Consider the following 24,587-nt stretch of genomic DNA (forward strand, 5'->3'; position numbering starts at 1 on the left):
GGGAGCAAGCGCATGAATATCAAGCAACTGGAAGTCCTGCGCACGCTTCTGGCGACAGGGTCGACGATTGCCACGGCAAAGACGATGGGGCTCAGCCAGTCCGGCGTCAGCCGCCTTCTCCAGCAGCTCGAGGCGGACCTTTCAATGTCGCTGTTCGTGCGCGACAAGGGCCGTCTCATCCCCACCCCCGAGGCCCTGCTTCTTGCCCGCGATGCCGAGACCATCTTGCTCGCGGTCGATCGGATGTCGGGCCACGCGGAGGACTTAAGAAGCGGTGCGGCCGGCCCGGAGATCGTCCGCATCGGCCTGCCCAGCAGCATGTGGGAGCATTTCGCACCGGCAATGCTGGCCGACTACATCAGCGATTTCCCCGGAGTGCGGATCGAAACCTTCTTCGAGACGACGACCGCGATCAACAAGCTCGTCGAGCAGAGGGTGATCGATTTCGGCTTTTTGCGCATGGAGGGCGAGAGCGGACCGGGCATCGAGGTGGAGCGCGTCGCCACCGGCGAAAGCGTCTGCGTCGTTCCGAAGGATCATCCTCTTGCGAAACTGGAGGAAATCACGGTCAGGAATTTGCGCGACGTGCCCCTCATTCTGATCGGCCGCCAACGGCCGAACCGCATGGCGCTCGACCAGACCTTCCGGCGGGCCGGCGTCAAGCAGATCGTCAAGATCGAGACGCATACCAACAGCTCCGCCTGTTCCTACGTCGCGCATGGCCTTGGGGTCACGATCATCAGCAGTTTTTATGCGAATCTCTATCGCCACCTGCCGGTGGTTCACCGCCCTTTCGTGCCACGCGCGACCCAGGAATTCGGATTGGCGAGGGCGGTCGGGACACCACTCTCGATTGCCGCCCACGCTCTGAGCGACGCCTTGAAGCGACAGATCCAGCTTTCTCAAAAAGACGTTTAAAATCAAATTTTTAGCCTGAACCCTTACGCCAAGGCAGCCGTTTTGGTTGCGGTCGTATTCCGCATAGACTTATGACAGAATCGCATAATATTGCGGACATTTCCTCATTCGATCATAGTCTGCGGCAACGAAACCGATGTCGCCGGGCACTGTCCGTCGCCAATCGCGGGGAACAAAAATGCTGAAATTCGTTCTGAACCGCCTGTTGATGGCATTGCCGACGATCGTCCTCGTTTCGGTGACCGTCTTCACGCTGATCCGCTTCATACCCGGCGATCCGGCGGCACTGATGCTGGGTGATATGGCTGAGCCGGCCCAGATCGCGGCGATGCGCTCGGAACTCGGCCTCGACAAATCGCTGCCGCAACAGTTCCTCATCTGGACCGCCAATGTCGTGCAGGGTGATTTCGGCCGCTCGATCGTCAATGAGGAGCCGGTTCTGCCGCTTGTCGCATCACGTTTTCTGGTCAGCGCCGAAGTCGTCGTCGTCGCCGTCCTTCTGGCGAGCCTCATCGCCGTGCCGGCCGGCGTCATCGCCGCCTGGCGGCAGAACAGTCTGACAGACCTGGCGCTGGTCGGCACGGCCACGATCCTGCTGTCGATCCCGACATTCTGGCTCGGTCTCCTGCTTCTGCTTTTCTTCGGCTTGAAACTCAGCTGGCTACCGGTCCTCGGCTATGTCTCGATCGGCAGCAACGTCACCGGCGGCCTGCTCTACCTCGTGCTGCCGATCATGACCCTGGTCATTCATGAGATGGGTGTGTTGATCCGCATGGCACGCGCCTCGACGCTGGAAGTGCTGCGGCTCGACTACATCACCCACGCCCGGGCAAAGGGGCTTTCGGAAAGCGCCGTGCTTTGGCGGCATGCGTTCAAGAATGCCTTCGGCCCGACCTGGACAGTCATCGGTCTGATCCTCGGCAATCTGCTCGGCGGCATTGCCGTCATCGAGACGGTCTTCACCATTCCGGGGCTCGGGCGACTGATGGTCGACAGTATTTTTGCCCGCGATTACCCCGTAATTCAGGGTTGCCTGCTGTTCGTCTCGCTTTCCTATGTGCTGGTCAATCTGGTCGTCGACCTGCTCTATCCCTTGTTCGATCCGCGGGTAGTCGCCGAATGAAAAACGTCACGTTCAACGGCTTCATCGGCAGCATTCTGATTGCCGCACTGCTGATCTCCGCTGCGATCGGCCTTTTCTGGACCCCCTACGATCCGATGAAGCTCGGCTTCACCGCACGGCTGGCGGCGCCAAGCAGCGCCCACTGGCTCGGAACCGATGAATTTGGCCGCGACGTGCTCAGCCGCCTGATCGTCGGCGCCCGGGCGAGCGTCTGGATCGGCACCTTGACGGTCACTTTCGCAACAGTCTGCGGCACGCTGATCGGTCTCGTCAGCGGTTACGCCCGCGGTTGGATCGATGCCGTCATCATGGCCGTCAACAATGCGCTTCTCGCCTTTCCGGGCATCCTTCTGGCGCTTGGATTGCTCGCCGTCTTCGGCGCCAACCAATATGGCATCATCTTCGCGCTGGGCATTGCCTATTCTCCCTCGATGGCCCGCGTCGTCCGGGGGGCCGTCCTGTCGCTGCGCGAGCGGGAATTCATCGAGGCCTCCAAGGTGATGGGCAATGGCGAGCTCTACACCATGTTCCGCCATATCCTCCCCAATTGCGTCGCCCCGATCACCGTGCTTGCGACGTCGATGTTCGGCTGGGCGATCCTTTCGGAAAGCGCGCTCAGCTTTCTCGGTCTCGGCGTTCCGCCACCGGCCCCGACCTGGGGCAACATGCTGGCTGCCGGCCGACCATTCATCGAGCAGGCGGTCTGGCTGGGTCTCTTCCCTGGCCTGGCGATCGCCCTGACGCTCCTCGGCATCAATCTTCTGGGCGACGCTCTTCGGGACAAGCTTGATCCGCGGATGAGGGGGCTGAAATGACGAATAGAACGCTTTTGAATGTCCGCAACCTGTCGCTTCAGGTGACTGGGACTGGTGTGCAGGTCGTCAAGGACGTCAGCTTCGACATCGCGCCGGGCGAGATCTTCGGCATCGTCGGAGAAAGCGGATCGGGCAAGACGCTGGCAACACGCGCCCTGATCTCACTGCTGCCTGCACCGATCAAGGTGATCGGCGGCTCCGTTGCCTACAAGGGACGCGACGTGCTTTCCATGAACGGCGCGCAGTTGCGTCAATTGCGTGGAGCCGAAATCGGTGTCGTCTTCCAGGAACCGATGACCTCGCTCAATCCCTCGATGACCGTCGGCCGCCAACTCGAAGAAGGGTTGCAGCTGCATACGAAACTTTCGCGGGAAGAGCGGCGCAGCCGGATCCTCGACATGCTGAACCGGGTCGGGATCCGCGATCCCGCCGGGGCGCTCACGTCCTATCCGCATGAATTCTCGGGCGGCATGCGCCAGCGCATCATGCTGGCATCCGTCATGCTGTTGAAACCGGCGCTCTTGATTGCCGACGAGCCGACAACGGCGCTCGATGCCGTGATCCAGCGCGACGTCATGGAATTGATGGTGGAACTGACGCAGGCGGAAGGCACCGCCGTGCTGCTGATCAGTCACGATCTGCCGATGGTTGCCCGTTACACGAACCGCATCGTCGTCATGGAAAAGGGCGTGATCGTCGAAGAAGGACGCACCGCCGATCTGCTCGACGCACCGCAGCGTGCCTATACGAAGAAACTGCTTTCCTCCCTGCCATTCCGCGGAGAGACGCGGACGATCGACAAGACCAAAGCCCCGATGGTCTCGGCGCGCGATATCGTCGTCGACTATCCGGGCCGGCGGTCGCTGATGAAGACGGCAACGCCGAAACGGGCGCTGCATGGCGTCAGCATCGACATCCACGAGGGTGAAGTCGTGGCACTGGTCGGCGGTTCGGGTTCCGGCAAGACCACGCTCGGCCGCACCATTGCCGGACTGGTCCGGGAGAGCGAAGGCGATATCCAATTCAAGGGACGCAGCCGCGACGACGACTGGATGGACTATCGGCTGAATTGCCAGATGGTGTTTCAGGACCCCTATTCCTCGCTCAATCCGCGCATGACCATCGTAGCACTCGTCGAAGAAGCGCTGCGGCTCGTTCCCGATCTCGATCCGTCGGCAAAGCGCAAGCGCGCCCTGGAGACGCTGGAGGAAGTCGGGCTTGGGGCCGACTATGCCGGGCGCTACCCGCATGAGCTTTCGGGCGGCCAGCGTCAGCGCGTGGCGATCGCCCGCGCCATTGCGCGCCGGCCGAAATTTCTGATCGCCGACGAACCGGTATCGGCGCTTGACGTGACGGTCCGGGCGCAGGTGCTCGAACTCCTGTCCGATCTGCAAAAACGTTACGGCTTTTCCTGCCTGTTCATCAGCCACGATCTCGGCGTCGTCGAACAGGTCGCCGATCGCGTCGTCGTCATGCAGGACGGCCGGATCATCGAGGAGGGCAACCGCGATACGGTTTTCGACAGCCCGAAGGAGGCCTATACGCAAAGGCTTCTCTCGGCCATCCCCGCTCTGGACCACAATGCCCAGGGCGGCGTGATCCTCAAATGGCGCCTGGAGAACTGACATGACGATGATGGAATTCGGAAAGCTTGCGGAGCGATTGAACGCGATCTGCGATGCCCAGCCGTTCGTAACGCGCTTCATGGTGCGTGTGCTTTCAAGCGGCGAAACGATCGGCAGGGGCGCGGACGAGGAAACCCCTTCCGCCAGCACCCGAAAGACCTCGATCATGATGGCAGCTCTGAAGGCCGCCCATGAAGGCCGCCTGGATCTCGACGAACGCATCACCTACGAAAAACGTTTCGCCGAGGAAGTGGCGAGCGGGATGTTCCGCTATCTGACGCCCGGAATCGTCATATCGCTGCGCGACGCCATCACCGGCATGATGGTGCTGAGCGACAATGTCTGCACGAAGATGGTCTTCGAAAGACTGACGCTCGAAGAAGTCGACGGCTATTGCAAGTCGATCGGCATGACCGGAACCAACCATCGCTTTCTGATCCCGCCCTTGGCGCTGTCGCCCGATCATTCATTGAAGGCCGTCACCACGACGACGGCGCGCGATCAGGTCTATCTACTGCAGACCATCCTCGATGCCCAGGATTCGCGGGAAGCCGCCGACCGGCTCGGCTGCTCGCAGGCGCTCAGCGCCTATGCGCTACAAACCCTGAAGAACCAGATCCTGCGCTATGCCATTCCCTCCCGGCTGCCGTTCGGTGTGCTCGTCGCCCACAAGGGCGGCACGGGAAAGCGCGGCCGCATGAATGCCGGTATCGTCTATCGCGATGGTTCCCCCTTCTACATCATCGCCGCCTATACCGACGAGGTGCCGCAGGAGATGCCGGACGGCACCCCCGGCTACACGGTCGCGCTTGAAACCATTGGCAGGCTTTCACGCGCCTGCTGGGATGAACTCCAATCCTGACGAACCATAAACGAGGGTAGAACAATGCATAAGCTTCTTCTTGCAGGCACCATGTTGATGGCGATGACCGGTGTGGTCGACGCCCGCGACATCGTCGTGGCTCAAAGTTCCGATCTGCGCAGCGCCAATCCAGGCGTCAATCGCGACGGCAATACCGATGGCGTCATCCTGCACATCGTCGAGGGGCTCGTCGGCTATGCCAACAACGGCGAGGTCAAGCCGCTGCTGTCAAAGAGCTTCGAAGTCTCGGCGGATGGGCTGACCTACAGCTTCAAACTGCGTGACGACGTCAAATTCCACAACGGCATGACATTGACCGCCGATGATGTCGTGTGGAACTGGAACCGCTATCTCAAGCCCGAAACGAAATGGACCTGCCTTCCTGATTTCGACGGCAGCGGCAGCGTGCATGTTACCGGGGTCAAGGCAGTCGATCCTTCCACTGTCACCATCACCCTGGAAAAGCCATCCGCGGTTTTCCTTGGCCTGATGTCGCGCCCCGAATGCGGTTACACCGGGATGATTTCGCCGGAATCGGTCGGCGCGGACGGGAGCTTCATCAAGCCGATCGGTACCGGTCCCTTCAAATGGGATGAATGGAAGAAGGGCGAGTATATCCATCTCGCCAAGTTCGACGATTATGTCTCGCCGGAGAACGACGGCAAGCCCGACGGGATGGTCGGCTCCAAGCGCCCTCTCGTCGATGGCATCAAGTTCATGGTCATTCCCGATGCTTCGACCGTAAAGGCCGGCCTTCAGTCCGGCGTGCTCGATACCGCGGAGATTTCGCCGGATCTCATTCCCGAATTCAAGACCAGCGACACGATGCAACTGATCGTGGCGCGCAACAACGGCAAAAACCTCTTCTACATCCAGACGCGCGACAAGGTTCTGAGCAATCCCGGCGTGCGCCGTGCCATGGCGATGGCACTCGATCTCGACCAGCTCGTCGAGGCCGCCTCCAATGGCACCGGCGCAGCCAACGGTTCCATGGTTTCGCAAGACTCGCTCTATTTCGACGATGTCCAGAAGAAGCGTCTGCCCTACGACATCGAGGCCGCGAAGAAGGAGCTCGCGGAGGCCGGCTACAAGGGCGAGCCGATTACCATCATCGCCAACAAGCGCAGCAACGTGCCAAGCTTCCCGGCCGCGGTGATGGCGCAGGCCATGATGCAGCAGGCAGGTCTCAATGTGCAGATCGAGGTGCTCGACTATGCGACGCAGGTCGATCGTCGCCGCTCCGGCAACTACCAGATCATCTCGCAATCGGTCGCGCCGCGGCTCGATCCGGCGCTGATGTACGGCTTCTATGTCGGCAACAAGGACAAGAATGCTTCCTTGATGTGGGACGATCCGAAGGCAGTCGAGCTGATGAAGGCCGCCTATGCGGAGGCCGATCAGACGAAGCGGCAAGCGATCTTCGATGAGTTTCATACGCTGATGCTCAAGGAAATGCCGGGCATCTTCCTCTACGACATGGTCGATGTCTGGGGCGCGACCAAGAAACTGAAGGGCCAGCCCGTCTGGCAATCGAATGCCCGTCTTTGGGAAGTTTCGCTCGACAATTGAGCCCGAATTGCCGCGCCCGGTGGATCGAGGCGCGGCCGTCCCACTTCGACAGTCAACAGGAGATCCGGCAGGCGGTCCTGCCGGGTCCAGTGCAACACGTCCCTGTGGCGGCAGGACAGACACCGAGGAAATGCCATGAATCTTGACGCGATCAGCTCCATTGCCGCGACGATCGATAAGATGAAACCCGATTATGTCGCCCTCAGCGACAGTATCTGGGATTTCGCGGAGTTGAAGTTCGAGGAGCGGCGCTCGTCGCAATTGCTGGCAAGGACGCTCGAGGAAAACGGCTTTGCCGTGCGCCGCGGCGTCGCAGGCATGGAAACGGCCTTCATCGGCGAATCCGGCAGCGGCAAGCCGGTGATTGCCTTCCTCGGCGAATTCGATGCCCTGGCCGGAATGAGCCAGACCGCCAATCTGGCCGAGCCTCGTCCCCAAGCGGCGGGAGCGACCGGTCACGGCTGCGGGCACAATCTGCTTGGTGTCGGATCGCTGATGGCGGCGGTTGCACTTGCCCGCCACCTTAAGCAGAGCAACCTGCCCGGAACGGTGCGCTATTACGGCTGCCCGGGAGAGGAGGGCGGTTCCGGCAAGACCTTCATGGTTCGCGCCGGCGCATTTGATGACGTCGATGCCGCCCTGACCTGGCATCCGGCTCCGTTCAACGGTGTTCGCTCAACGAACAATCTTGCCGTTCTCGAATATTATTACCGCTTCAGGGGTGTCGCGGCACATGCGGCTAACAGCGCCCATCTCGGCCGTTCGGCGCTCGATGCGGTCGAACTCATGAATGTCGGCGTCAATTTCCTGCGTGAACACATGCCGCAGGATTGTCGCGTTCACTACGCGATTACCGACACCGGCGGCAGGGCCGCCAATGTCGTGCAGGCCAGCGCCGAGGTTCTCTATCTGATCAGGGCGCCTGACATGCCGCAGGCGCTTGCGCTTGCCGGGCGCGTCGAGAAAGTTGCACGAGGTGCTGCGATGATGACCGAAACCGAAGTCGAGAGCGTGTTCGACACCGCCTCGACGAACCTTCTTCCCAACATCACGCTTGAAACGGCAATGCACGAGAACATGGTCACGCTCGGGCCGATAGCCTTCGACGAGGCCGACATCGCCTTCGCCCGGAAAATCCAGGACACCTTCACTGAGGAAGCGATCAAGAGCAGCATCCGCCTCTATCAGATCAGGGGCGATGTGTTCTCCAATGCCAAGGTCGATGGCTCGACGCCCTTGCACACCGGTCTGCGCGATTTCGAGGGACAATCGCATTTCCGGGCCGGATCGACCGATGTCGGCGACGTCAGCTGGGTGACGCCGACCGCGCAATGCTGGGCGCCAGCCTGGGCGATCGGCACCAATCCCCATACATGGCAGGTCGTCGCACAGGGAAAAAGCCCGGCCGCGCACAAAGCCATGGCGCATGCGGCCAAGACGCTTGCGACGACGGGGCTCGCATTGATGACGTCATCGGACCTCCTGGCAGCCGCGAAAGCCGAGTGGCGGGAAAGGACCGGCGGCAAAGCCTATACATGTCCGATCCCCGACAATGTGATGCCCGCAACGGTTCATGGCCGGTAGTTCCCGTCTCCGTCTGCGGCAACGACCTGCATCGCACCCGCTTGCAGGATCCCATGGAAAAGCACTAAGGGTATGGGAGTCGAAAGCGCGGAACTGAGGCATTCACCGCGTTCGAACCTCCAACATTTCGGAAAAGGCAAAGATGACAAGCTCCGAATGGCGGGTGGGAGTGCTGTTTTCCAGAAGCGGAATTAGCGAAATCACGGAAACCGAGCACTTTCTTGGCACCGCGCTTGCGATCGAGGAAGTCAATGCAGCAGGCGGCGTGCTTGGCAAGCCTATCGTTCCGATCGCCTATGATCCGGGCGGGGACCAGGCCGCTTATCGCAACCTGGCGCGGCGGCTGCTCGCAGACGACGACGTCAACATCATCTTCGGCGCGTCGATGTCGGCCAGCCGAAAGGCGGTGCTGCCGATTGTTGAGCGGCACAACGGACTGCTGTTTTATCCGTCGATGTATGAAGGCTTCGAATATTCGGAGAATGTGGTCTATACCGGCGCCACCCTCAACCAGAACACTTTCGCGCTGGCAGAATATCTGCTGCGCCACCATGGACGCCGCATCCTCTTCGTCGGCGCGGATTACATCTATCCGCGCGAATCCAATCGGGTGATGCGGGATGTGCTCGAGGCAAAAGGCGGTGAAGTCGTCAGCGAGCGATATCTTCCTCTTCATGCCGACGAACAAACCTTGCGGTCGGTTATTTCCGATATCGTCCGTCTTGAGCCCGATGCCATTTTCTCGACGATCGTCGGCCGGCCGGCACAGCGCTTTTACCGCATGTATGCCGACGCGGGGATCGATCGCAAACGGGTTCCGATTGCCAGCCTGACCATGGCCGAGAGCGAGATTCGCGAGATCGGAGCCGACGCTTGCACCGGCCATATTCTTTCGGCGACCTATTTCCAGACGGTCGAAAACGAGGCGAATGAGCGCTTCGTGGCGGCGTTTAAAGCCCGCTTCGGCCAGGACTTCACCACCAGCGTATGGTCGCAGCCGGCCTATGCGCAGGTTCACCTTTTCGCCCGCGCACTCGCCCGGGCCGGCTCGCTCGAGACCCATCGCATTTCCGAGGAAATTCTCCTGGAGGATTTTTCTGCTCCGGAAGGGCGGATCAATTTTGACGCCGATACCCGGCATCTCTGGCTGCATCCCCGCATCGGCGTGGCGCGGGCCGACGGGCTTTTCGATATTGCCTGGCAGGCGCCCGGCCCGATCAGGCCGGACCCGTACCTGACCGCTTCGCGGTTCGAAGATGTTTGGTTGGGGGCCTGAGATGGCGGGACCAAGCCGGATCGTTCAGGATCTGCGGCGCGCACGCGTTCTGGTTGTCCATCCGCGCGACGAGGACGGCAATTTGCTGATCGCCCACCTCAAACGCCTCGGCTGCGAGGTTCGCGCGACCTGGCCGCTCCCGCCTGCCTTGCCGCCCGACATAGACACCGTCTTCCTGCATGTCGAGGATGTCCAACTCGAGCATGCGCTCGAGATCATCGATCTCCAACAGACGGCGGTCATCGCCATCCTGACATATGAGAGCCCGACGGCACTCCAGGCGATCATCGATCTCAACGCCCACGGCGTTATCAGCAAACCGCTGCGGCCGCTCGGCATTCTGACGCAATTTGCGCTTGCACGCTATCGGCAAAGCTACGAAAAACGGCTCGCCGGCAAGGTGCAAAAACTCGAGGAAACGTTGAAAAGCCGGCGGCTGGTCGAAAAGGCCGTTTCGGCGCTGCGGGTCATGAATGGCCTCGATGAAGAGGCGGCCTATAAGCTCTTGCGCGATCAGGCGACGTCAAGGCGCGTTCCGATGGCGACGATCGCCGAATCGATCATTGCCGCGCAAGACACGATGAAAAGCCTTGGACTGTCGATCGGCGCAAAAACGCAAATTTAAGCCTTGAGTTGTGGTCGCGCACGTCTTGAAAATATTGAATAGAGCGGCTTGACGGTCGTATTCTTTCGTGCCAGCCTAAAGATAACGAGCAGGTTTGCTCAGCGGCAGGGCTGCCGTATTAACATCATGGCTATGTAGCCTCTGGTTCACGGATTGAATTCCGTGCCAGAGGTTTTTTGCGTTTGGAGACGAGATTGAGCATCAAGACCTCGACCGCACGGATGGCAACCGTCGCAACCGTCCAGTTCGAACCCATCGTCGGCGATCGTGCCCATAACCTCGCCGCCATCGAGCGGCTGGCGAGGGCAGCAAAGGCCAAGGGCGCAGAGATCGTCGTTCTGCCGGAACTGGCCGACAGCGGCTACAGCTTCCGTGACGGCGACGAGGTTGCCGCATTGGCCGGTCCGGTACCCGGCGGCCCGACTGCCGAGACGCTCTGCCGCCTTGCCGGGGAACTTGGCCTTTACATCGTCAGCGGCGTTGCCGAGCAGGATGGCGAGCGGTTTTATAACAGCGCTCTTCTCTGCGGTCCGGAGGGATATATCGGCAAATACCGCAAGCTCCATCTCTGGAACAACGAAAACCGTCTTTTCAAAAAGGGTGATATCGGGCTGCCGGTATTTGACCTGCCCTTCGGCCGTATCGGCATCGCCATCTGTTACGACGGATGGTTTCCGGAAACATTCCGCGAGTTGGCGCTGGCCGGCGCGGAACTGGTCTGTGTGCCCACCAACTGGGTGCCGATGCCCGGTGCGGAAAGCGTTGCGGAGCCGATGGCCAACATCCTGCACAAGGCAGCCGCTCACACCAATGGCCTTTACATCGCCTGCGCCGACCGGATCGGCGTCGAGCGCGGCCAATCCTTCATCGGCCGCAGCTTTATCGTCGGCCCGCAAGGCTGGCCCATCTCCGGTCCGGCCAGTGCCGATCGCGAGGAAATCCTGATTGCAAAAATCGATCTGTCGAGCGTCACGGAGACCCGCACGCTCAACAGCTTCAATCATCTGCTCAGCGACCGCCGAGCCGATGTCTACGGGTAATCTCGACCCAACTCAAGAAAGGGGAACAAAATGCAAATGAAAACCATCATCCTGACACTGGCATCAGCGGCATTCGCCACCGCAGCTTTTGCCGAGGATCCAATCAAGATCGGCGTGCCGGTGGGGCTGTCAGGCGCAAACAGCGTGGTCGCCCCGTCGGTCGTCCAGGCTGCCGAACTCGCCGTCGAAGAAATCAATGCCAAAGGCGGCGTGCTCGGGCGGCCACTGGCGCTTGAGATCGCCGACGATGCATCCGGGGCCGCCGGCGCGCAAAAGGCCTTCGATTCCCTGGTTTTCCAGAAGGAGGTGAACGCCGTCATCTCCATGGAAACGAGTGCTGCACGCAATGCCGGACTGCCGATCATTTCCAAGGGTGACGTGCCGTATATCTACACGTCTTTCTACGAAGGCAAATCCTGCAACGCCAAGCTTTTCGTCAATGCCTGGGTGCCTGAACAGCAGGTGCCGCCTGTCGTCGACAATTTCATCGGCAAACAGGGCGCCAAGAAGTTCTTCTTGATCGGTTCGGACTATTCTTTCGGGCGCGGTATGCTGACCTTCGCCAAAGCCTATATCGAAAAAGCCGGCGGAGAGGTCGTTGGCGAGGAATATCTGCCGATGGACGGCAGCGACTGGACGGCCATCATCTCCAAGGTCCGCTCCTCCGGCGCCGACGCCATCATCACCTCGACGGCCGGCGGCGCACCGAACGTGACCTTGACCAAGCAGCTGCGTTCGTCCGGCGTCACCCTGCCTTACGGCAATCTGGCGGTCGACGAAGGCACCGCCAAGAGCATGGGCGCGGATGCCAAGGACATCTTCCTCTCCGCTTCCTACGTCACCGGCATCGACAGCCCCGAGAACAAGGCCTTTCTCTCGGCCATGGAAAAGAAGTTCGGCAAGGAACTGCGCACGCCGAACGATCTTTCGGTGCCGCAATATGAGGCGATCTACCTCTATAAAGCGGCCGTCGAGAAGGCCGGCAGCACCGATACGGCTGATGTGCTCAAAGCCCTTCCCGACGTCTCCTTCACCGGTCCGCGCGGCAATATCTCCATGAACAAGCAGCACCACGCGCCGCTGACGATGTATCTTGGCCAGGTAAAGGACGACGGCAGCGTTGCAGTCGTCGATAGCTTCAAAGATGTCGATCCTGGCGATCAGTGCCCGAATCTCTGAAACCAGCGAGGCGGGGCAGGGTGCCCCGCCTCCAGCATCGGAGTTCTAGAAATGACCCTCTTTCTCGATATCGTCAGCACCGCGGCCATTCTCTTCATCGTTGCCGCCGGGCTGCTTGCGATCTTCGGCGTGCTGAAGATCATCAATTTCGCGCACGGCGCGTGGCTGACCATCGGGGCTTACTGCGCTGTCGTCGTCAGCGGGTTCGGCCTCAATCCGTGGCTTGCCATTCCCTTCGCGTTTCTAGTCGGAGCGATCCTCGGCGGTATCGCCGAACGCTTCATCGTGCGGCCTCTCTATCGCCGGCCGCTCGACGCCATTCTCGCAACCTGGGGCCTTGGCATCGTCATCGGCCAGTTGATCACGCTCTGGTTCGGCCGCGACGTGCAGTTCACGCCGGCGCTGCTGCCCGGCACCTTCGATCTCTTTGGCACCGGCTACTCGGCCTACCGCCTTTTCGCCATTGCCGCGGCTATCGGTCTGGGCCTCGGTTTCACCTTGCTGCTCGATGGGACAAGGCTTGGCCTTTCCGCCCGGGCAGTCATCATGAATGAAACACTGGCGCGCGGACTCGGTATCGACACCGAAAAGGTGCGGCTCGCGACCTTCATGATCGGCACCGGCCTTGCCGCCCTGGCAGGCGTACTGCTGGCGCCGCTGACCAGCGTCGATCCCAATATGGGCGTCGCCTGGCTGACGGGCGCCTTCATGCTGGTGATGGTGGCGGGCTCTTCGTTCGCCGCGCTTGCCGGCGCCTGCCTCATCTTCGGGGCCGCCCAGGTGCTCGTCAGCACCTATTTCAGCCCAATCCTCGGCGGCATCACCGTGGCCGTCCTCTGCGCAATCACACTGCGCATACGTCCGAAAGGATTTGCCCGTGCGTGACAGACAAAAACTCCGGCTTGTCCTTCTACTGGCGCTGGCGCTTGCAGCCCTCCTGCTGATCGTCTTGGGACCGACGTTTCTCGGCCGCTTCAGCCTCAACGTCCTGACGCGTTCGATGATCTACGCCATGCTGGCGATCACTGTCGACTTGCTCTGGGGCTATACGGGTGTTCTCACCTTCGGGCAGGCGGCATTCTTTGGCGTCGGCGCCTATGCCACCGCCATGGTTCTCACCCATATCGGCGCAAGCCCGGCGCTTTTCGTCGTCGCCCTTGTGGCCGCCGTGCTCGTTCCGCTCGTGCTTGGCCTCGCCGTCGGCTGGCTGTCGTTCTATCACGGATCGACACCGCTTTACGCCACCGTGATCTCGCTCGTTGTGCCGATCGTCGTCACACAGCTCGTCTTTTCGGGCGGCACCTGGACCGGTTCATCGAGCGGCCTTGTCGGTTACGACACTCTGCCGCTCGGGCTTCCCGGCTACTTCCGCCTGTCGGGCGCCTGTCTACTGGCATTGGCGATTGTTGCGATCGTCTTTGTCCGGTCGGATGCCGGCCGTCTGCTTGTGGCAATCCGCGACAATGAAGCCCGAGTCGCCTATCTGGGCATGAATCCGGCCCGGTTGAAGATCGTCCTGACGGGCGTTCTTGCCGGCGTATGCGGCCTTGCGGGCTTCCTTTATGCCAATGCATCCGGTGTCGTCGCACCAGAGAATACCGGTTTCGTCTTCGGAACCGAACTCGTCGTCTGGACGGCGCTCGGTGGCCGGGGAACGATCATCGGGCCGTTGTTCGGCGCAATCGGTATCGACTATCTGAGCGCTAGTCTTTCGGGCGATCTGCCCTTCCTCTGGCAGCTGATCGTCGGTGCGCTGTTCGTCATCATGATCATCCTTCTGCCGGGCGGCCTCGCCTCCTTGGTGACGCGTTTCCTCAAGTCCGCAAGCTCCAACAGCGCCCTGAAGTCCTTGCCGACGCGCATCGTCGCCAGGAATGGTGCGGTGGCAGGCAAAAGCCTTCTGTCGATCCGCGGTCTCGGCAAGTCCTATGGCAGCTTGGCCGTGCTGAAGGGCATCGACCTGGAAATCGGCGCCGGAGAACTCGTCAGCCTGGTCGGCCCGAACGGCGCCGGCAAGACCACGCTGATGCGTTGTCTTTCGGACGGTACCGAGCAGATCGAAGGTCAAGTGGATATCATCGGCACCAATATCGCCGGTCGTGCACCCGAACGGATCGTCGCACTCGGCGTCGGCCGGAAATTCCAGGTCGCCAGCATCTTCGACAGCATGACCATCGGCGAATGCCTGAAGATGGCGCGTCTCAGCCGCGAGACGCCCAACCCGATGCGATCGTCCGCCGAGATCATGCTGCCGGCCGCTGCGGCCGAAATCCTGACGCTCACCGGCATGGCCGGCATGCTGGACAAACCGGTCTCGCTGCTGTCGCACGGTCAAAGGCAGGCTCTGGAACTGGCGATGGTCGTCGCTCTGGAACCTCGCATCATTCTTCTCGACGAGCCAACGGCGGGTCTTACCAAGACCGAACGCATGACCATCGGCGCCATCCTCAAGAAACTGACGGACGAGATGGGTTTCGCCGCCATCCTGGTCGAACACGATCTGGATTTCGTGCGTGAGATATCGAGCCGCATCGTGGTTCTCCATCAGGGCAAACTGGTTCTCGACGGCACGGTGAATGACGTGGTCAATTCCGAAACGGTTCGCACCATCTACGCAGGAGGCGCACATGGCTGACGCGTTCAAACTCGAGCTCAGCACTGTGTCGAGCGGATATGGCGCGGTCGATGTCGTCAATGGGGTGTCGCTCGCCATCCGGCCCGGCGAGATCCTCACCCTCATGGGCAAAAACGGCATGGGCAAAACGACGCTGCTGAAGACGATCCTCGGCTTCCTGCGGGTCGGCAAAGGCAAGATCGAGGTCGATGGCGCCCCTATCACCGACAGGAAACCGGCGGAGCTGATCGCTTCCGGAATCGGCTATGCGCCCCAGGAATTGCCGTTGTTTCAGGATCTTTCCATCCGCGACAATCTGCGCCTGGCGCTAAAGGGCGACCGGGACATGGCATCCGCCCTGGAGAGGGTCTACGGCTATTTCCCGTTCCTAAAGGACCGGTTGACCCAGAATGCCGGCACGCTATCGGGCGGTGAGCAGAAAATGCTGATCCTGGCACGGGCGCTGATGCTGCGGCCAACGCTGCTGCTAATCGACGAAATCTCCGAAGGCCTGCAGCCCTCCGTCGTCCAGAACATCGCCAAGGCGTTGAGGGACGACCGTGAGAAACGCGGCACGACCATCCTGCTGGTCGAACAGAACCTGGATTTCGCCCTTTCGGTAGCGGATCGCTGGGCCATTCTCAAACTTGGAGCGATCGAAGACGAAAGCGCCAATGGTCCGGACAGCCGCAGCCGTGTCTTGCAACATCTGAAGATCTAGGGAGCGGTAAGTGCAGGACCGGTGGAATGCATTCATGCCCTATCCCGACGTCGATGTCGGCCATGCGTCCACCGGCCCACTTTCCGGCCTTCGCCTGGCGGTAAAGGACCTTTTCGACGTTGCCGGCTATCCAACTGCGGCCGGCAATGCCGCGGTGCTCGCTGCATCGGGCATCAGGGCAGCGACGGCGCCTTTGGTCCAGGCGCTTCTGGATGCCGGCGCCTGTTTCGTCGGCAAAACCAATACGGACGAACTCGCCTATTCCCTCATCGGCGGCAACGTCCATTTCGGCATGCCGAGAAACCCGCGCGATCCTGACCTTATTCCCGGTGGATCGTCTTCCGGTTCGGCCGTCGCAGTTGCCGCCGGCCTTGCGGATATCGGGCTTGGAACAGACACGTCCGGCTCCATCCGGCTGCCCGCCGCCATCAACGGCCTCATCGGCTGGCGGCCGACACATGGAAGCCTCGACAACAGGGCATTGCGTGCGCTGGCGCCAAGTTTCGATGTGCCGGGTTTCATGACGAGAAGTCTGGAACCCATGGACGCGGTGATGAGCGCCGTCGGCATGCCCGCGGCAAATGACCGACCAATATCCATTCTCATTCCCGCAGATATCTTCGAAACCATCGACGGCGCGATCGCCGATGAGATGATCGCCAGCATTCGATCGGCGGTCATGCCTATTCGCAAGATCGACTCTATTTCCTCATTCAGCCTCGCGGATCTTGCTGTGGCGTTCATCACCATCCTGCAAAAGGAGGCCTGGGAAAGCAACAAAACGCTCTTCGAGCAGGCCCCGGAGGCAATTGCGCCCGATATTGCCGCGCGCCTTTTGTCAGGATCTCGCCTCGAAGACTGGGAAGTGCGCGAGGCGCGTGCGATTGCCAAGCTCTTTTCCGGGGAAATCGACCGATTGCTGGGCGAAAATGTAGTCGTCGCTCTTCCGACCTTGGCCATGAGCGCGCCAACTCGCGATGCCGAACCGGAAAGTTTTGCCGCATTTCGTTCCGCTTGTATCAAGCTTCTGTGTCTCTCGGGCCTCAGCGGCTGCACGCAGTTGGCGTTCCCAATCACCGATTGCGCGGGCAATATTTCGCTTTCGTTGCTCGGCGCAAGGAGCACCGACAGGATGCTTGTCTATGTGGCTGGACAAATAAGAGCTGAGTGAACGAGCATGCTACGGGCGGGGAGGATCGCGTGGTCGGCGATCGCATCGGTCGTGCTCTTCTGGTGCAAGACTGCCGTATAATTTATCCTCGAGCAGCAATTCAAAACGGCCCTTTCTCAATGGAGGCGCGGCGCTGTCATGGCCTAGTGTCGTCACTGCCTTGCAAGCACGGAGGATGCAATGCTGCTTAAGGGCGAACGGACATTCGTGGTGCGGGACTCGGGCGGCTTCGTCGTGCACGTCAACATGCCGGGATGGCTGAGGCCGAACCCGACCGATCACGGCCATGGCCCTCTCGCCATGGTCGTCGAATCTCTCCTTGATCCCGGCCGGCAGATCGCGATGCACGAGCACCGGAACGACGAGATCATTTCCTGGGTGCCTGACAGCGTCATGCGTCACGACGACAGGGCCACCGGCCGGCTGGTGATCGACCGCGACCACCTGATGGTGATGAATGCCGGAGCAAGCTTCTGGCATTCCGAAGAGACGCTGGCATCCGATCCGCCGCTGCGGATGCTGCAGATCCTTATTCGACCGCGTGCAACCGATCTCGAGCCGAAAATCCAGTACGGACCGCTGCCGGCGGCCGCGGCAAACGCCTGGCGGCACCTGGTCGGGCCCGAGGGGGAAGACGCGCCGTTTTATGTCCGCAGCGCGGTCGACGTCTTCGACATCCGGCTGGAGGCGGGCGCAAAGGTGGAATTCCCCTATAGGCAGGACCGGGACCTCTATTTCTACGTCTTCACTGGGTCCGTTGTCGTCGGTTCACAGATGTTCGCCGAATGCGAGCAGGGGCTGTCTTTATCGGGTGGCAGGCTCGACGCCGAAGCGGCGGTCCTGAGGATGCTGGTCGCCTTTCTGCTCGATCCGGACGCCCCGGTCACTAGGCAGGGGACGATCGGCGATCACAGGAAGATCCCGTCGGCAATTTTCATCCGCGCATTTCTAAGGTGGAGGAAATTTCGCCATATGTGGTATCGTCTTTTTTCGCAACGCCGCCCGAAGGGCAAAAAGGCGATGTGAAGCGAAACAAGACGGAACAAGGATGCCCCTAATGGGTTTCGAACCTTAGCGTTCAATAGGAGGAGCATTTCATGCCTACGGTTGCCGCGACATCCATCACTCCCCCGGACCAGCATCTTGTCACAGCGCGCGAAGCCCTTGAGCCGCTTTACGAGAAGCTCGAGCTTCAAACGGAATCGCTGGTGCTGGCTGCGGCGCTGGAGGCGGGATGGTCTCCGGATGAGGCGACGGAGGCGCTTGCGGCACTCAGACTGCAGGACGCCCTTTCCACCCTGGGACGCACAAATTAGCCCAGATTCCGTCCCTGACAGCTTCGGCAAAATTGCCGGCGGCTATTGCGAGCCGCCGCTTTTGCGTCGCCTCCGGCTGACCATCATTCCGCCGACGATCAGAAGAATTCCGGTCGCGTTCGCCCAGAACGAGGTCGGAGCGGCGCGCGCATAATCCAGCGCCACGCTGGTGACCATCTGGCCGCCAATGATCAGCAGAGCCGTATTGACCGCGCCGATGCGCGCAATCGCCCAGCTGCCTGCCGCCACGAAAACGACGCCGATCGGACCACCGAGATAGATATACCAAGGCGCCTCGCCGGCGCCGGCAGGAAGCAGGCCTCCGACAACGAGACCGAGGCAGCTCAGCACAGCAAAGCCGACGGCATGGTTCCAGAAGGATGCGATGAGCGGCGTGGTCGATATGCTCAACCGCCCATTGAGCTGACGGCTGAGGCCGACGAGCACGCCGCCAAGGCAAGCAATGAGAATGAACACCGTCATGCCCCACCTCGCCCAAACAGGATGATCAGTGCGCCGCCGGTAACCACCAGGCCGAGCGCGGCGATGTCCCGGACATCCGGGCGCCGCTTTGGCAGACCGAACAGTCCCCAATTGTCGGCCGCCAGGCTGAAAGCGACCTGACCTGCCAGACCCAAAGCCAAGGTGCCGGAGAGCCCGAGCGGCGAGTTGACCGCTGTCGAGGTCAAAATGACCGTTGCGGCGCCGGATACCCCACCGAGATAGGCCCACAAAGGTGCGCGGCCGGGTTTTCCCGCCATCGGCGTGCGTCGGCGGTAGAGCGCCAAAAGAAGAATGACGGCGGCGACCATGCCTGTGCCGTGCGCGGTCCAGGATGAAAACAGCGGATTGCCGTAACGTGCCAGCTCCCCATTCAGATGCACCATGAATGTCAGAAGCCCACCGGTCGCAAAAGCGCCGATGAAATGGATGGGATGCGAATTACGTCCTGCTTGGATGGTCATTGCAGATCCCGTCAAAGAATCGATTGCGGCCGGTATTTTTCAGATTGCTACCACAGCAGGCGCAGCTTTTCAGGAGGCGCAAAAGACGCTGCAGAATCGCAGCATCTTGCATCCGGCCGGACCTTTCAGCTTCGACATCGGAGTGCTAAACGGCGGCGTTTGCACTTAAAGGAAATATGATGAGAAAATTGCTTCGCCTGCTGCTGGTAATCGCTCTGGCCGTCGTCGTCTTTACCGGTTTTCGCTGGTATCGCTATGTCAGCAACACCGACAGCCCCTATGATGAAATCGGCATCACCCTCAACGATGCCATGCCCGCCCCGATCAACAGCTGGGGCTGCGCCAAGCTGAAAACCACCTTCGCCGGCTCCCTGCCACCTTTGGGCTGCGCCGGCGCCGACGGGACGCAGTGGAAGTAATGCTGCCAGGCTGCGCCAAGGGGCGCAGCCTGAATTGCCTCGCAGGTGTTAGTCAAATTGGCCCGGTCAAATCGGCCAGACGGCCAGCAGGGCAGGCACGCTGACGAGCACGACGATGAGCGAGAGTGGCAGGCCCAATCGCGCATAGTCGCCAAATCGATATCCGCCCGGCGCCATGACCAGCGTGTTGCACTGGTGGCCGATCGGCGTCAGGAAATCACAGCCGGCGCCGATTGCCACCGCCATCAGAAAGGCATCGGGCCGGTAGCCAAGCTTGGCGGCAAAGGTCGCGGCAATCGGCGCCATGACCAAAACGGTCGCGGCATTGTTCAAAAACGGCGTCACGGCCATGGCCGCAACCAGGATCAATGCCAGAGCGCCGAACGGCGGCAGCATCTCGGCGGTGCGCGACAGGAGGTCGGCGATGATGTCGGTCGTTCCGGTGGTTCGGAGCGAATCGCTGATCGGGATGAGGGCGGCCAGCATGATCAGAATGGGCGCATCGAGATGATGATAGACTTCGCGCAAGGGAATGGACCCGGTCATCACCATCAGAAAGGCGGCGGCGAAAAATGCCGTCGCCACGGGAATGCCGCCGAAGGCCGTCGCCGCCATCGTCGCCAGCAGGATCATGACGGGGATCATGCCGTTGCGCGCGTTGCCGAGCTTCAGATCCCGTTCGACCAGCGGCAGGCAGCCCCATTCACGCAGGAGATCCGGCAGCTTCTGCAAGTCGCCCTGCAGCACCACAACGTCGCCGTTGCGGATCTTGATCTCGCCCAGACGCTCGGTGAAGCGCCTGTCCCGGCGGCTGACGGCAAGAAGATTGAGGCCGGTATTGTGGAAGAGGGAGACGTCCTTTGCGCTGACGCCTATCAGGCGGGAATGTTCGCCGACGATGGCTTCGACGGAACTGATATCCTGGCGCATCTCGGACTCATGTTTACGATCGGACAGTTGAAGCTTGGCTTCACTGACGATCTTGTCGAGGGCGCTTTGCTCGCCCTCGATGATAAGAAGGTCGCCATCCTTGAGCACGGTGTCGGGAAGAGGCGTTCGTCTTTGGCCGCTGCCGCCGATAATCGCGGTGACCATCGCATCGCCGCCGGCCGGCTTCTGCAGCCAGCTGACGGACCGGCCAATCGCCCCCGACGGCGTGATGACCTTCGCCTCGGTCGTGTAGTTCTTGATCGCCACCGCCTCGTCCATCGACGTTTCCACCCGCGATCTTTCAGGAAGCAGCTTGTAGAACAGCCCTAGAAAGACAATGCCGGCGACCGATAGCGCCAGGCCGACAGGCGTATAGTCGAACATCGTGAACGGCTGCCCGGTAATCTCCTCGCGCACCCGGGAAACGATGATATTCGGCGATGTGCCGATCTGAGTCATAAGCCCTCCGAGCAGCGAGGCGAAAGACATCGGCATCAGGAACATCGACGGTGATACGCGTGATTTCCGGGCCATCTGCACGGCAACCGGGATCATGATTGCCAGTGCACCGATATTTTTGACGGAAGCCGACAGGGCCGCGACGATGGCAACCAAAATGATCAGTTGCATCCGCGGCCCGCGTCTTTCGGGAGAAAATCGGCGCAGCGCCAGATCCATGATCCCGGATCGCGATATCGCCGCACTGACGATCAGCGCACTGCCGACGATGATGACAATGTCATCTGAAAAACCGGAAAAGGCAATTTTGGCGGGGACGATGCCGGCAATGACGGCAACGAGAAGCGAACTCACGGCGACGACGTCGTATCGGTAACGCCCCCACACAAAGGCGCCCATCATGAGCGCGATGATGAGAAGAGAGAGCCATTGGTCAACGCGCATGTTTGCATCCCGGTTGTAGGAATTAACGTTTGAAGCAGGAGAACGATACGACACGATGGCGATTTTTTTCATCGCCTCCGGTCGCCGGCAAATCGGATGGGCTGACAAGCCCGCCCTCCATTGAGACCATCATGGAACTCTATGCCGCCAGCCGGCATTTCGTGCTTTGGGGATGCTGATTCGGAAACGACCATGGCCAGTGACAACCTCTCGACATACCGATCGAAGCGCGACTTTAAAAAAACAGCGGAGCCGAGCGGCGAGAAGCAGATCGCGCGCAGCAATCGCCGTCGCTTCATCATCCAGAAACATGACGCCACTCGGCTGCATTACGACCTGCGACTGGAACTCGACGGCGTCTTCAAATCCTGGGCTGTCACCAAAGGCCCATCGCTCGATCCGCACGACAAGCGGCTGGCCGTCGAGGTCGAAGATCACCCGCTCGACTATGGCGACTTCGAAGGCACGATCCCGAAAGGCCAATATGGCGGCGGTACGGTGATGCTGTGGGACCGCGGCTATTGGGAGCCCGAGGGAAAGAAGAGCCCGCAGCAGGCGCTCGCCAAGGGCGACTTCAAGTTCATCCTTGAAGGCGAAAGGCTGCACGGCAGTTTCGTTCTGGTGCGCATGCGCAACGATCGCGATGGCGGCAAGCGAACCAACTGGCTGCTGATCAAGCACCACGACGCATTCTCGGTCGAGGAGGACGGCGCAGCGGTCCTGGAGGAAAACGACACCTCCGTCGCCTCCGGCCGGACGATGGACGCAATCGCCGCCGGCAAGGGCCGCAAGCCAAAGCCGTTCATGCTCAAGGGCGGCGATCTCAAGGCGGACGCGGTCTGGGACAGCAATCACGGGCTGGCCGCCGAAGAGAGGAAAGAGGAGGGCCGGGTCGGCAAGACGCCGAAAACGATGGCAAGGATCGATCTCCCGGACTTCATTGCGCCGCAGCTTTGCCAGACCCTGGACCGTCCGCCGCCCGGCGAGGGCTGGATTCACGAGATCAAATTCGACGGCTACCGTATCCAGATGCGCATACTCGAGGGCGAGGTGACGCTGAAGACCCGTAAAGGGCTCGACTGGACCGGCAAATATCCAGAGATCGCCGAGGCGGCATCGGCGCTGCCCGACGCCATCATCGACGGCGAGATCTGCGCTCTCGACGACCATGGCGTACCGGATTTCGCAGCCCTGCAGGCCGCCATTTCGGAAGGCAGGACAGGCGATCTCGTCTATTTCGCCTTCGATCTTCTCTACGACGGCGGCGAGGACCTGCGATCTCTGCCTGTCGTCGAGCGCAAGGCGCGGCTTCAGAGCCTTCTTGCGGATGCCGGCAATGACCCTCGGATCCGTTTCGTCGAGCATTTTGAGACCGGCGGCGATGCGGTCCTGCGCTCCGCCTGCAAGCTATCGCTGGAAGGCATCGTCTCCAAACAGGGCGATGCACCCTATCAATCCGGCCGCACCGACAGCTGGGCGAAGTCGAAATGCCGCGCCGGCCACGAAGTGGTGATCGGCGCCTATGCCAAGACCAACGGCAAATTCCGATCGCTGCTGGTCGGCGTCTACCGCGGCGACCACTTCGTCTATGTCGGCCGCGTCGGCACGGGATATGGCGCCAGGAAAGTCGAAACGCTGCTGCCGAAGCTGCAGGCGCTCGAGGCGGCGAAGTCGCCCTTCACCGGCATCGGCGCGCCGAAGAAGGAGGCCGATGTCACCTGGCTGAGGCCCAAGCTCGTGGCGGAAATCGAGTTCGCGGGCTGGACCGCCGACGGCATCGTCCGCCAGGCCGCCTTCAAGGGCCTGCGGGAGGACAAGCCGGCCAAGGAGGTCAAGGCCGAACGGCCGGCCAAGCCAGCAGAAACCGACGTGCCGGAGCCGGCGGCTGAGAAGGCCAAGGCCGCCCGCCGAAAGGGCGCCAAAGCCGAGGTCATGGGCGTGATGATCTCCAATCCGGACAAGCCGCTGTGGCCGGATGCCAATGACCGCAAACCGGTGACCAAAGAGGATCTGGCCCGCTATTATGAAGCCGTCGGCGGCTGGATGATCGCGCATATCGAGGGACGCCCCTGTTCGATCATCCGTGCGCCCGATGGGCTCGGCGGCGAGCAGTTCTTCCAGCGCCATGCGATGCCCGGCGCCTCGAACCTGCTCGAATTGGTCAAGGTCTTCGGCGACAAAAAGCCCTATCTGCAGATCGACCGGGTCGAGGGCCTGGCAGCCGTGGCGCAGGTCGGCGCTGTCGAGTTGCACCCCTGGAATTGCCAACCGCATAAGCCGGAGGTGCCGGGCCGGCTGGTGTTCGATCTCGACCCTGGCCCCGACGTACCGTTCTCGACAGTCGTTTCCGCCGCCCGCGAGATGCACGACCGTCTCGACGCGCTCGGTCTCATCAGTTTCTGCAAGACCACCGGCGGCAAGGGCCTGCACGTCGTCACGCCGCTTGCGCTCAACAAACGCAAGCCGCTTTCCTGGGTGCAGGCGAAAAGCTTCGCGCACGACGTCTGCCAGCAGATGGCGCGTGACAATCCCGATCTCTATCTGATCAAGATGACCAAGAGCCTGAGAAACGGCCGCATCTTCCTCGACTATCTCCGCAATGACCGGATGGCGACGGCGGTGGCACCCTTGTCGCCTCGTGCGCGACCCGGCGCCACCGTCTCGATGCCGCTGAGCTGGAGCCAGGTCAAAGCGGATCTCGACCCGAAACGCTTCACCATCCGCACGGTGCCGGTCCTGCTGTCGAAATCATCGGCCTGGGAAGATTATAGCGACGGCCAGCGCCCGCTGGAGCAGGCGATCAAACGCCTGGGCAAAGTCTCCGACGCGGCCTGAGCGCGAACAACAGTCCGCCCGTGGCGGGCTGTTTTGCCGGAATGAATTTTCTCCGCGTGCCGATCTTGCCCTCCAGAAAACGGCTCCAAATTACAGC

At 61.1% G+C, this 24,587-nt stretch carries 22 protein-coding genes; 19 read left to right on the top strand and 3 right to left on the bottom strand.

The annotated features are described in order from the left end of the window. The first annotated feature begins 12 nt into the window (after positions 1 to 12). The 17 genes from FHX03_RS15710 (at position 13) to FHX03_RS15790 (ending at position 18,438) form a co-directional block, all read left to right on the top strand. Positions 13 to 918, top strand: coding sequence for a LysR family transcriptional regulator (locus FHX03_RS15710; RefSeq protein WP_183854454.1), 906 nt, complete (start codon positions 13 to 15; stop codon positions 916 to 918). A gap of 178 nt (positions 919 to 1,096) precedes the next feature. Beyond that, the gene (locus FHX03_RS15715; protein WP_183854456.1) at positions 1,097 to 2,041 is read left to right on the top strand and encodes an ABC transporter permease; all 945 of its coding nucleotides are present in this window, start codon (positions 1,097 to 1,099) and stop codon (positions 2,039 to 2,041) included. Further along, positions 2,038 to 2,856 carry an ABC transporter permease gene (locus tag FHX03_RS15720; protein WP_007812730.1) on the top strand — a complete coding sequence of 273 codons (819 nt, stop codon included), beginning with the start codon at positions 2,038 to 2,040 and terminating at the stop codon, positions 2,854 to 2,856. The genes FHX03_RS15715 and FHX03_RS15720 overlap by 4 nt, the downstream gene beginning before the upstream one ends. Next, a complete protein-coding gene (locus FHX03_RS15725; RefSeq protein WP_183854458.1) occupies positions 2,853 to 4,481 on the top strand; it encodes an ABC transporter ATP-binding protein in 1,629 nt (542 codons plus the stop codon). The genes FHX03_RS15720 and FHX03_RS15725 overlap by 4 nt, the downstream gene beginning before the upstream one ends. Before the next feature lies 1 nt (position 4,482). Further along, positions 4,483 to 5,343, top strand: a complete 861-nt coding sequence (locus tag FHX03_RS15730) for a serine hydrolase (protein ID WP_183854460.1) — start codon at positions 4,483 to 4,485, stop codon at positions 5,341 to 5,343. Positions 5,344 to 5,367: 24 nt separating this feature from the next. Beyond that, entirely contained in the window at positions 5,368 to 6,912 is a 1,545-nt protein-coding gene (locus FHX03_RS15735) for an ABC transporter substrate-binding protein (RefSeq protein WP_183854462.1), read from the top strand. Between the two features lie 135 nt (positions 6,913 to 7,047). Beyond that, positions 7,048 to 8,496 carry a M20 family metallopeptidase gene (locus tag FHX03_RS15740; protein ID WP_183854464.1) on the top strand — a complete coding sequence of 483 codons (1,449 nt, stop codon included), beginning with the start codon at positions 7,048 to 7,050 and terminating at the stop codon, positions 8,494 to 8,496. Between the two features lie 142 nt (positions 8,497 to 8,638). Beyond that, positions 8,639 to 9,772 (top strand): transporter substrate-binding domain-containing protein, encoded by a 1,134-nt coding sequence (locus FHX03_RS15745; protein WP_097629049.1) that lies wholly within the window; start codon positions 8,639 to 8,641, stop codon positions 9,770 to 9,772. A 1-nt stretch (position 9,773) separates the two neighbouring features. Then, positions 9,774 to 10,397, top strand: coding sequence for an ANTAR domain-containing response regulator (locus tag FHX03_RS15750; RefSeq protein WP_097629048.1), 624 nt, complete (start codon positions 9,774 to 9,776; stop codon positions 10,395 to 10,397). Between the two features lie 194 nt (positions 10,398 to 10,591). Then, positions 10,592 to 11,437 carry a nitrilase family protein gene (locus FHX03_RS15755; protein ID WP_097629047.1) on the top strand — a complete coding sequence of 282 codons (846 nt, stop codon included), beginning with the start codon at positions 10,592 to 10,594 and terminating at the stop codon, positions 11,435 to 11,437. Positions 11,438 to 11,467: 30 nt separating this feature from the next. Then, positions 11,468 to 12,616, top strand: coding sequence for a substrate-binding protein (locus FHX03_RS15760; RefSeq protein ID WP_183854467.1), 1,149 nt, complete (start codon positions 11,468 to 11,470; stop codon positions 12,614 to 12,616). 51 nt (positions 12,617 to 12,667) lie between these two features. Beyond that, positions 12,668 to 13,501 carry a branched-chain amino acid ABC transporter permease gene (locus tag FHX03_RS15765; protein ID WP_131710811.1) on the top strand — a complete coding sequence of 278 codons (834 nt, stop codon included), beginning with the start codon at positions 12,668 to 12,670 and terminating at the stop codon, positions 13,499 to 13,501. After that, the gene (locus tag FHX03_RS15770; RefSeq protein ID WP_409565144.1) at positions 13,494 to 15,251 is read left to right on the top strand and encodes an ABC transporter permease subunit; all 1,758 of its coding nucleotides are present in this window, start codon (positions 13,494 to 13,496) and stop codon (positions 15,249 to 15,251) included. The genes FHX03_RS15765 and FHX03_RS15770 overlap by 8 nt, the downstream gene beginning before the upstream one ends. Continuing rightward, entirely contained in the window at positions 15,244 to 15,951 is a 708-nt protein-coding gene (locus FHX03_RS15775; RefSeq protein WP_183854471.1) for an ABC transporter ATP-binding protein, read from the top strand. The genes FHX03_RS15770 and FHX03_RS15775 overlap by 8 nt, the downstream gene beginning before the upstream one ends. Before the next feature lie 10 nt (positions 15,952 to 15,961). Continuing rightward, positions 15,962 to 17,122: an amidase family protein gene (locus FHX03_RS15780; protein WP_183854473.1), complete on the top strand. Its 1,161-nt coding sequence runs from the start codon at positions 15,962 to 15,964 to the stop codon at positions 17,120 to 17,122. A gap of 180 nt (positions 17,123 to 17,302) precedes the next feature. After that, entirely contained in the window at positions 17,303 to 18,148 is an 846-nt protein-coding gene (locus FHX03_RS15785) for a pirin family protein (RefSeq protein ID WP_183854475.1), read from the top strand. Between the two features lie 71 nt (positions 18,149 to 18,219). Continuing rightward, positions 18,220 to 18,438 (top strand): hypothetical protein, encoded by a 219-nt coding sequence (locus FHX03_RS15790; protein WP_097629041.1) that lies wholly within the window; start codon positions 18,220 to 18,222, stop codon positions 18,436 to 18,438. Between the two features lie 42 nt (positions 18,439 to 18,480). Here the strand turns inward: FHX03_RS15790 and FHX03_RS15795 are convergent, their stop codons facing one another. Together FHX03_RS15795 and FHX03_RS15800 are read right to left on the bottom strand one after the other, a co-directional pair. Then, positions 18,481 to 18,921: a DMT family transporter gene (locus tag FHX03_RS15795; protein ID WP_183778229.1), complete on the bottom strand. Its 441-nt coding sequence runs from the start codon at positions 18,919 to 18,921 to the stop codon at positions 18,481 to 18,483. After that, on the bottom strand, positions 18,918 to 19,403 hold the full coding sequence (locus FHX03_RS15800) for a DMT family transporter (RefSeq protein WP_183854477.1): 486 nt from the start codon (positions 19,401 to 19,403) through the stop codon (positions 18,918 to 18,920). Before FHX03_RS15800 ends, FHX03_RS15795 begins: the two co-directional genes overlap by 4 nt. Before the next feature lie 179 nt (positions 19,404 to 19,582). Between FHX03_RS15800 and FHX03_RS15805 the strand changes: the two genes are divergently transcribed. After that, positions 19,583 to 19,822 carry a hypothetical protein gene (locus FHX03_RS15805; RefSeq protein ID WP_183854479.1) on the top strand — a complete coding sequence of 80 codons (240 nt, stop codon included), beginning with the start codon at positions 19,583 to 19,585 and terminating at the stop codon, positions 19,820 to 19,822. A 66-nt stretch (positions 19,823 to 19,888) separates the two neighbouring features. Here the strand turns inward: FHX03_RS15805 and FHX03_RS15810 are convergent, their stop codons facing one another. Then, entirely contained in the window at positions 19,889 to 21,655 is a 1,767-nt protein-coding gene (locus tag FHX03_RS15810; RefSeq protein WP_183854480.1) for an SLC13 family permease, read from the bottom strand. A gap of 192 nt (positions 21,656 to 21,847) precedes the next feature. On the opposite strand from FHX03_RS15810, the gene ligD reads away from it, so the two are divergent. Next, on the top strand, positions 21,848 to 24,490 hold the full coding sequence (ligD, locus tag FHX03_RS15815) for a DNA ligase D (protein ID WP_183854482.1): 2,643 nt from the start codon (positions 21,848 to 21,850) through the stop codon (positions 24,488 to 24,490). Positions 24,491 to 24,587 lie beyond the last annotated feature (97 nt).

This window comes from Rhizobium sp. BK456 (assembly GCF_014194045.1).
Classification (GTDB): domain Bacteria; phylum Pseudomonadota; class Alphaproteobacteria; order Rhizobiales; family Rhizobiaceae; genus Rhizobium; species Rhizobium redzepovicii.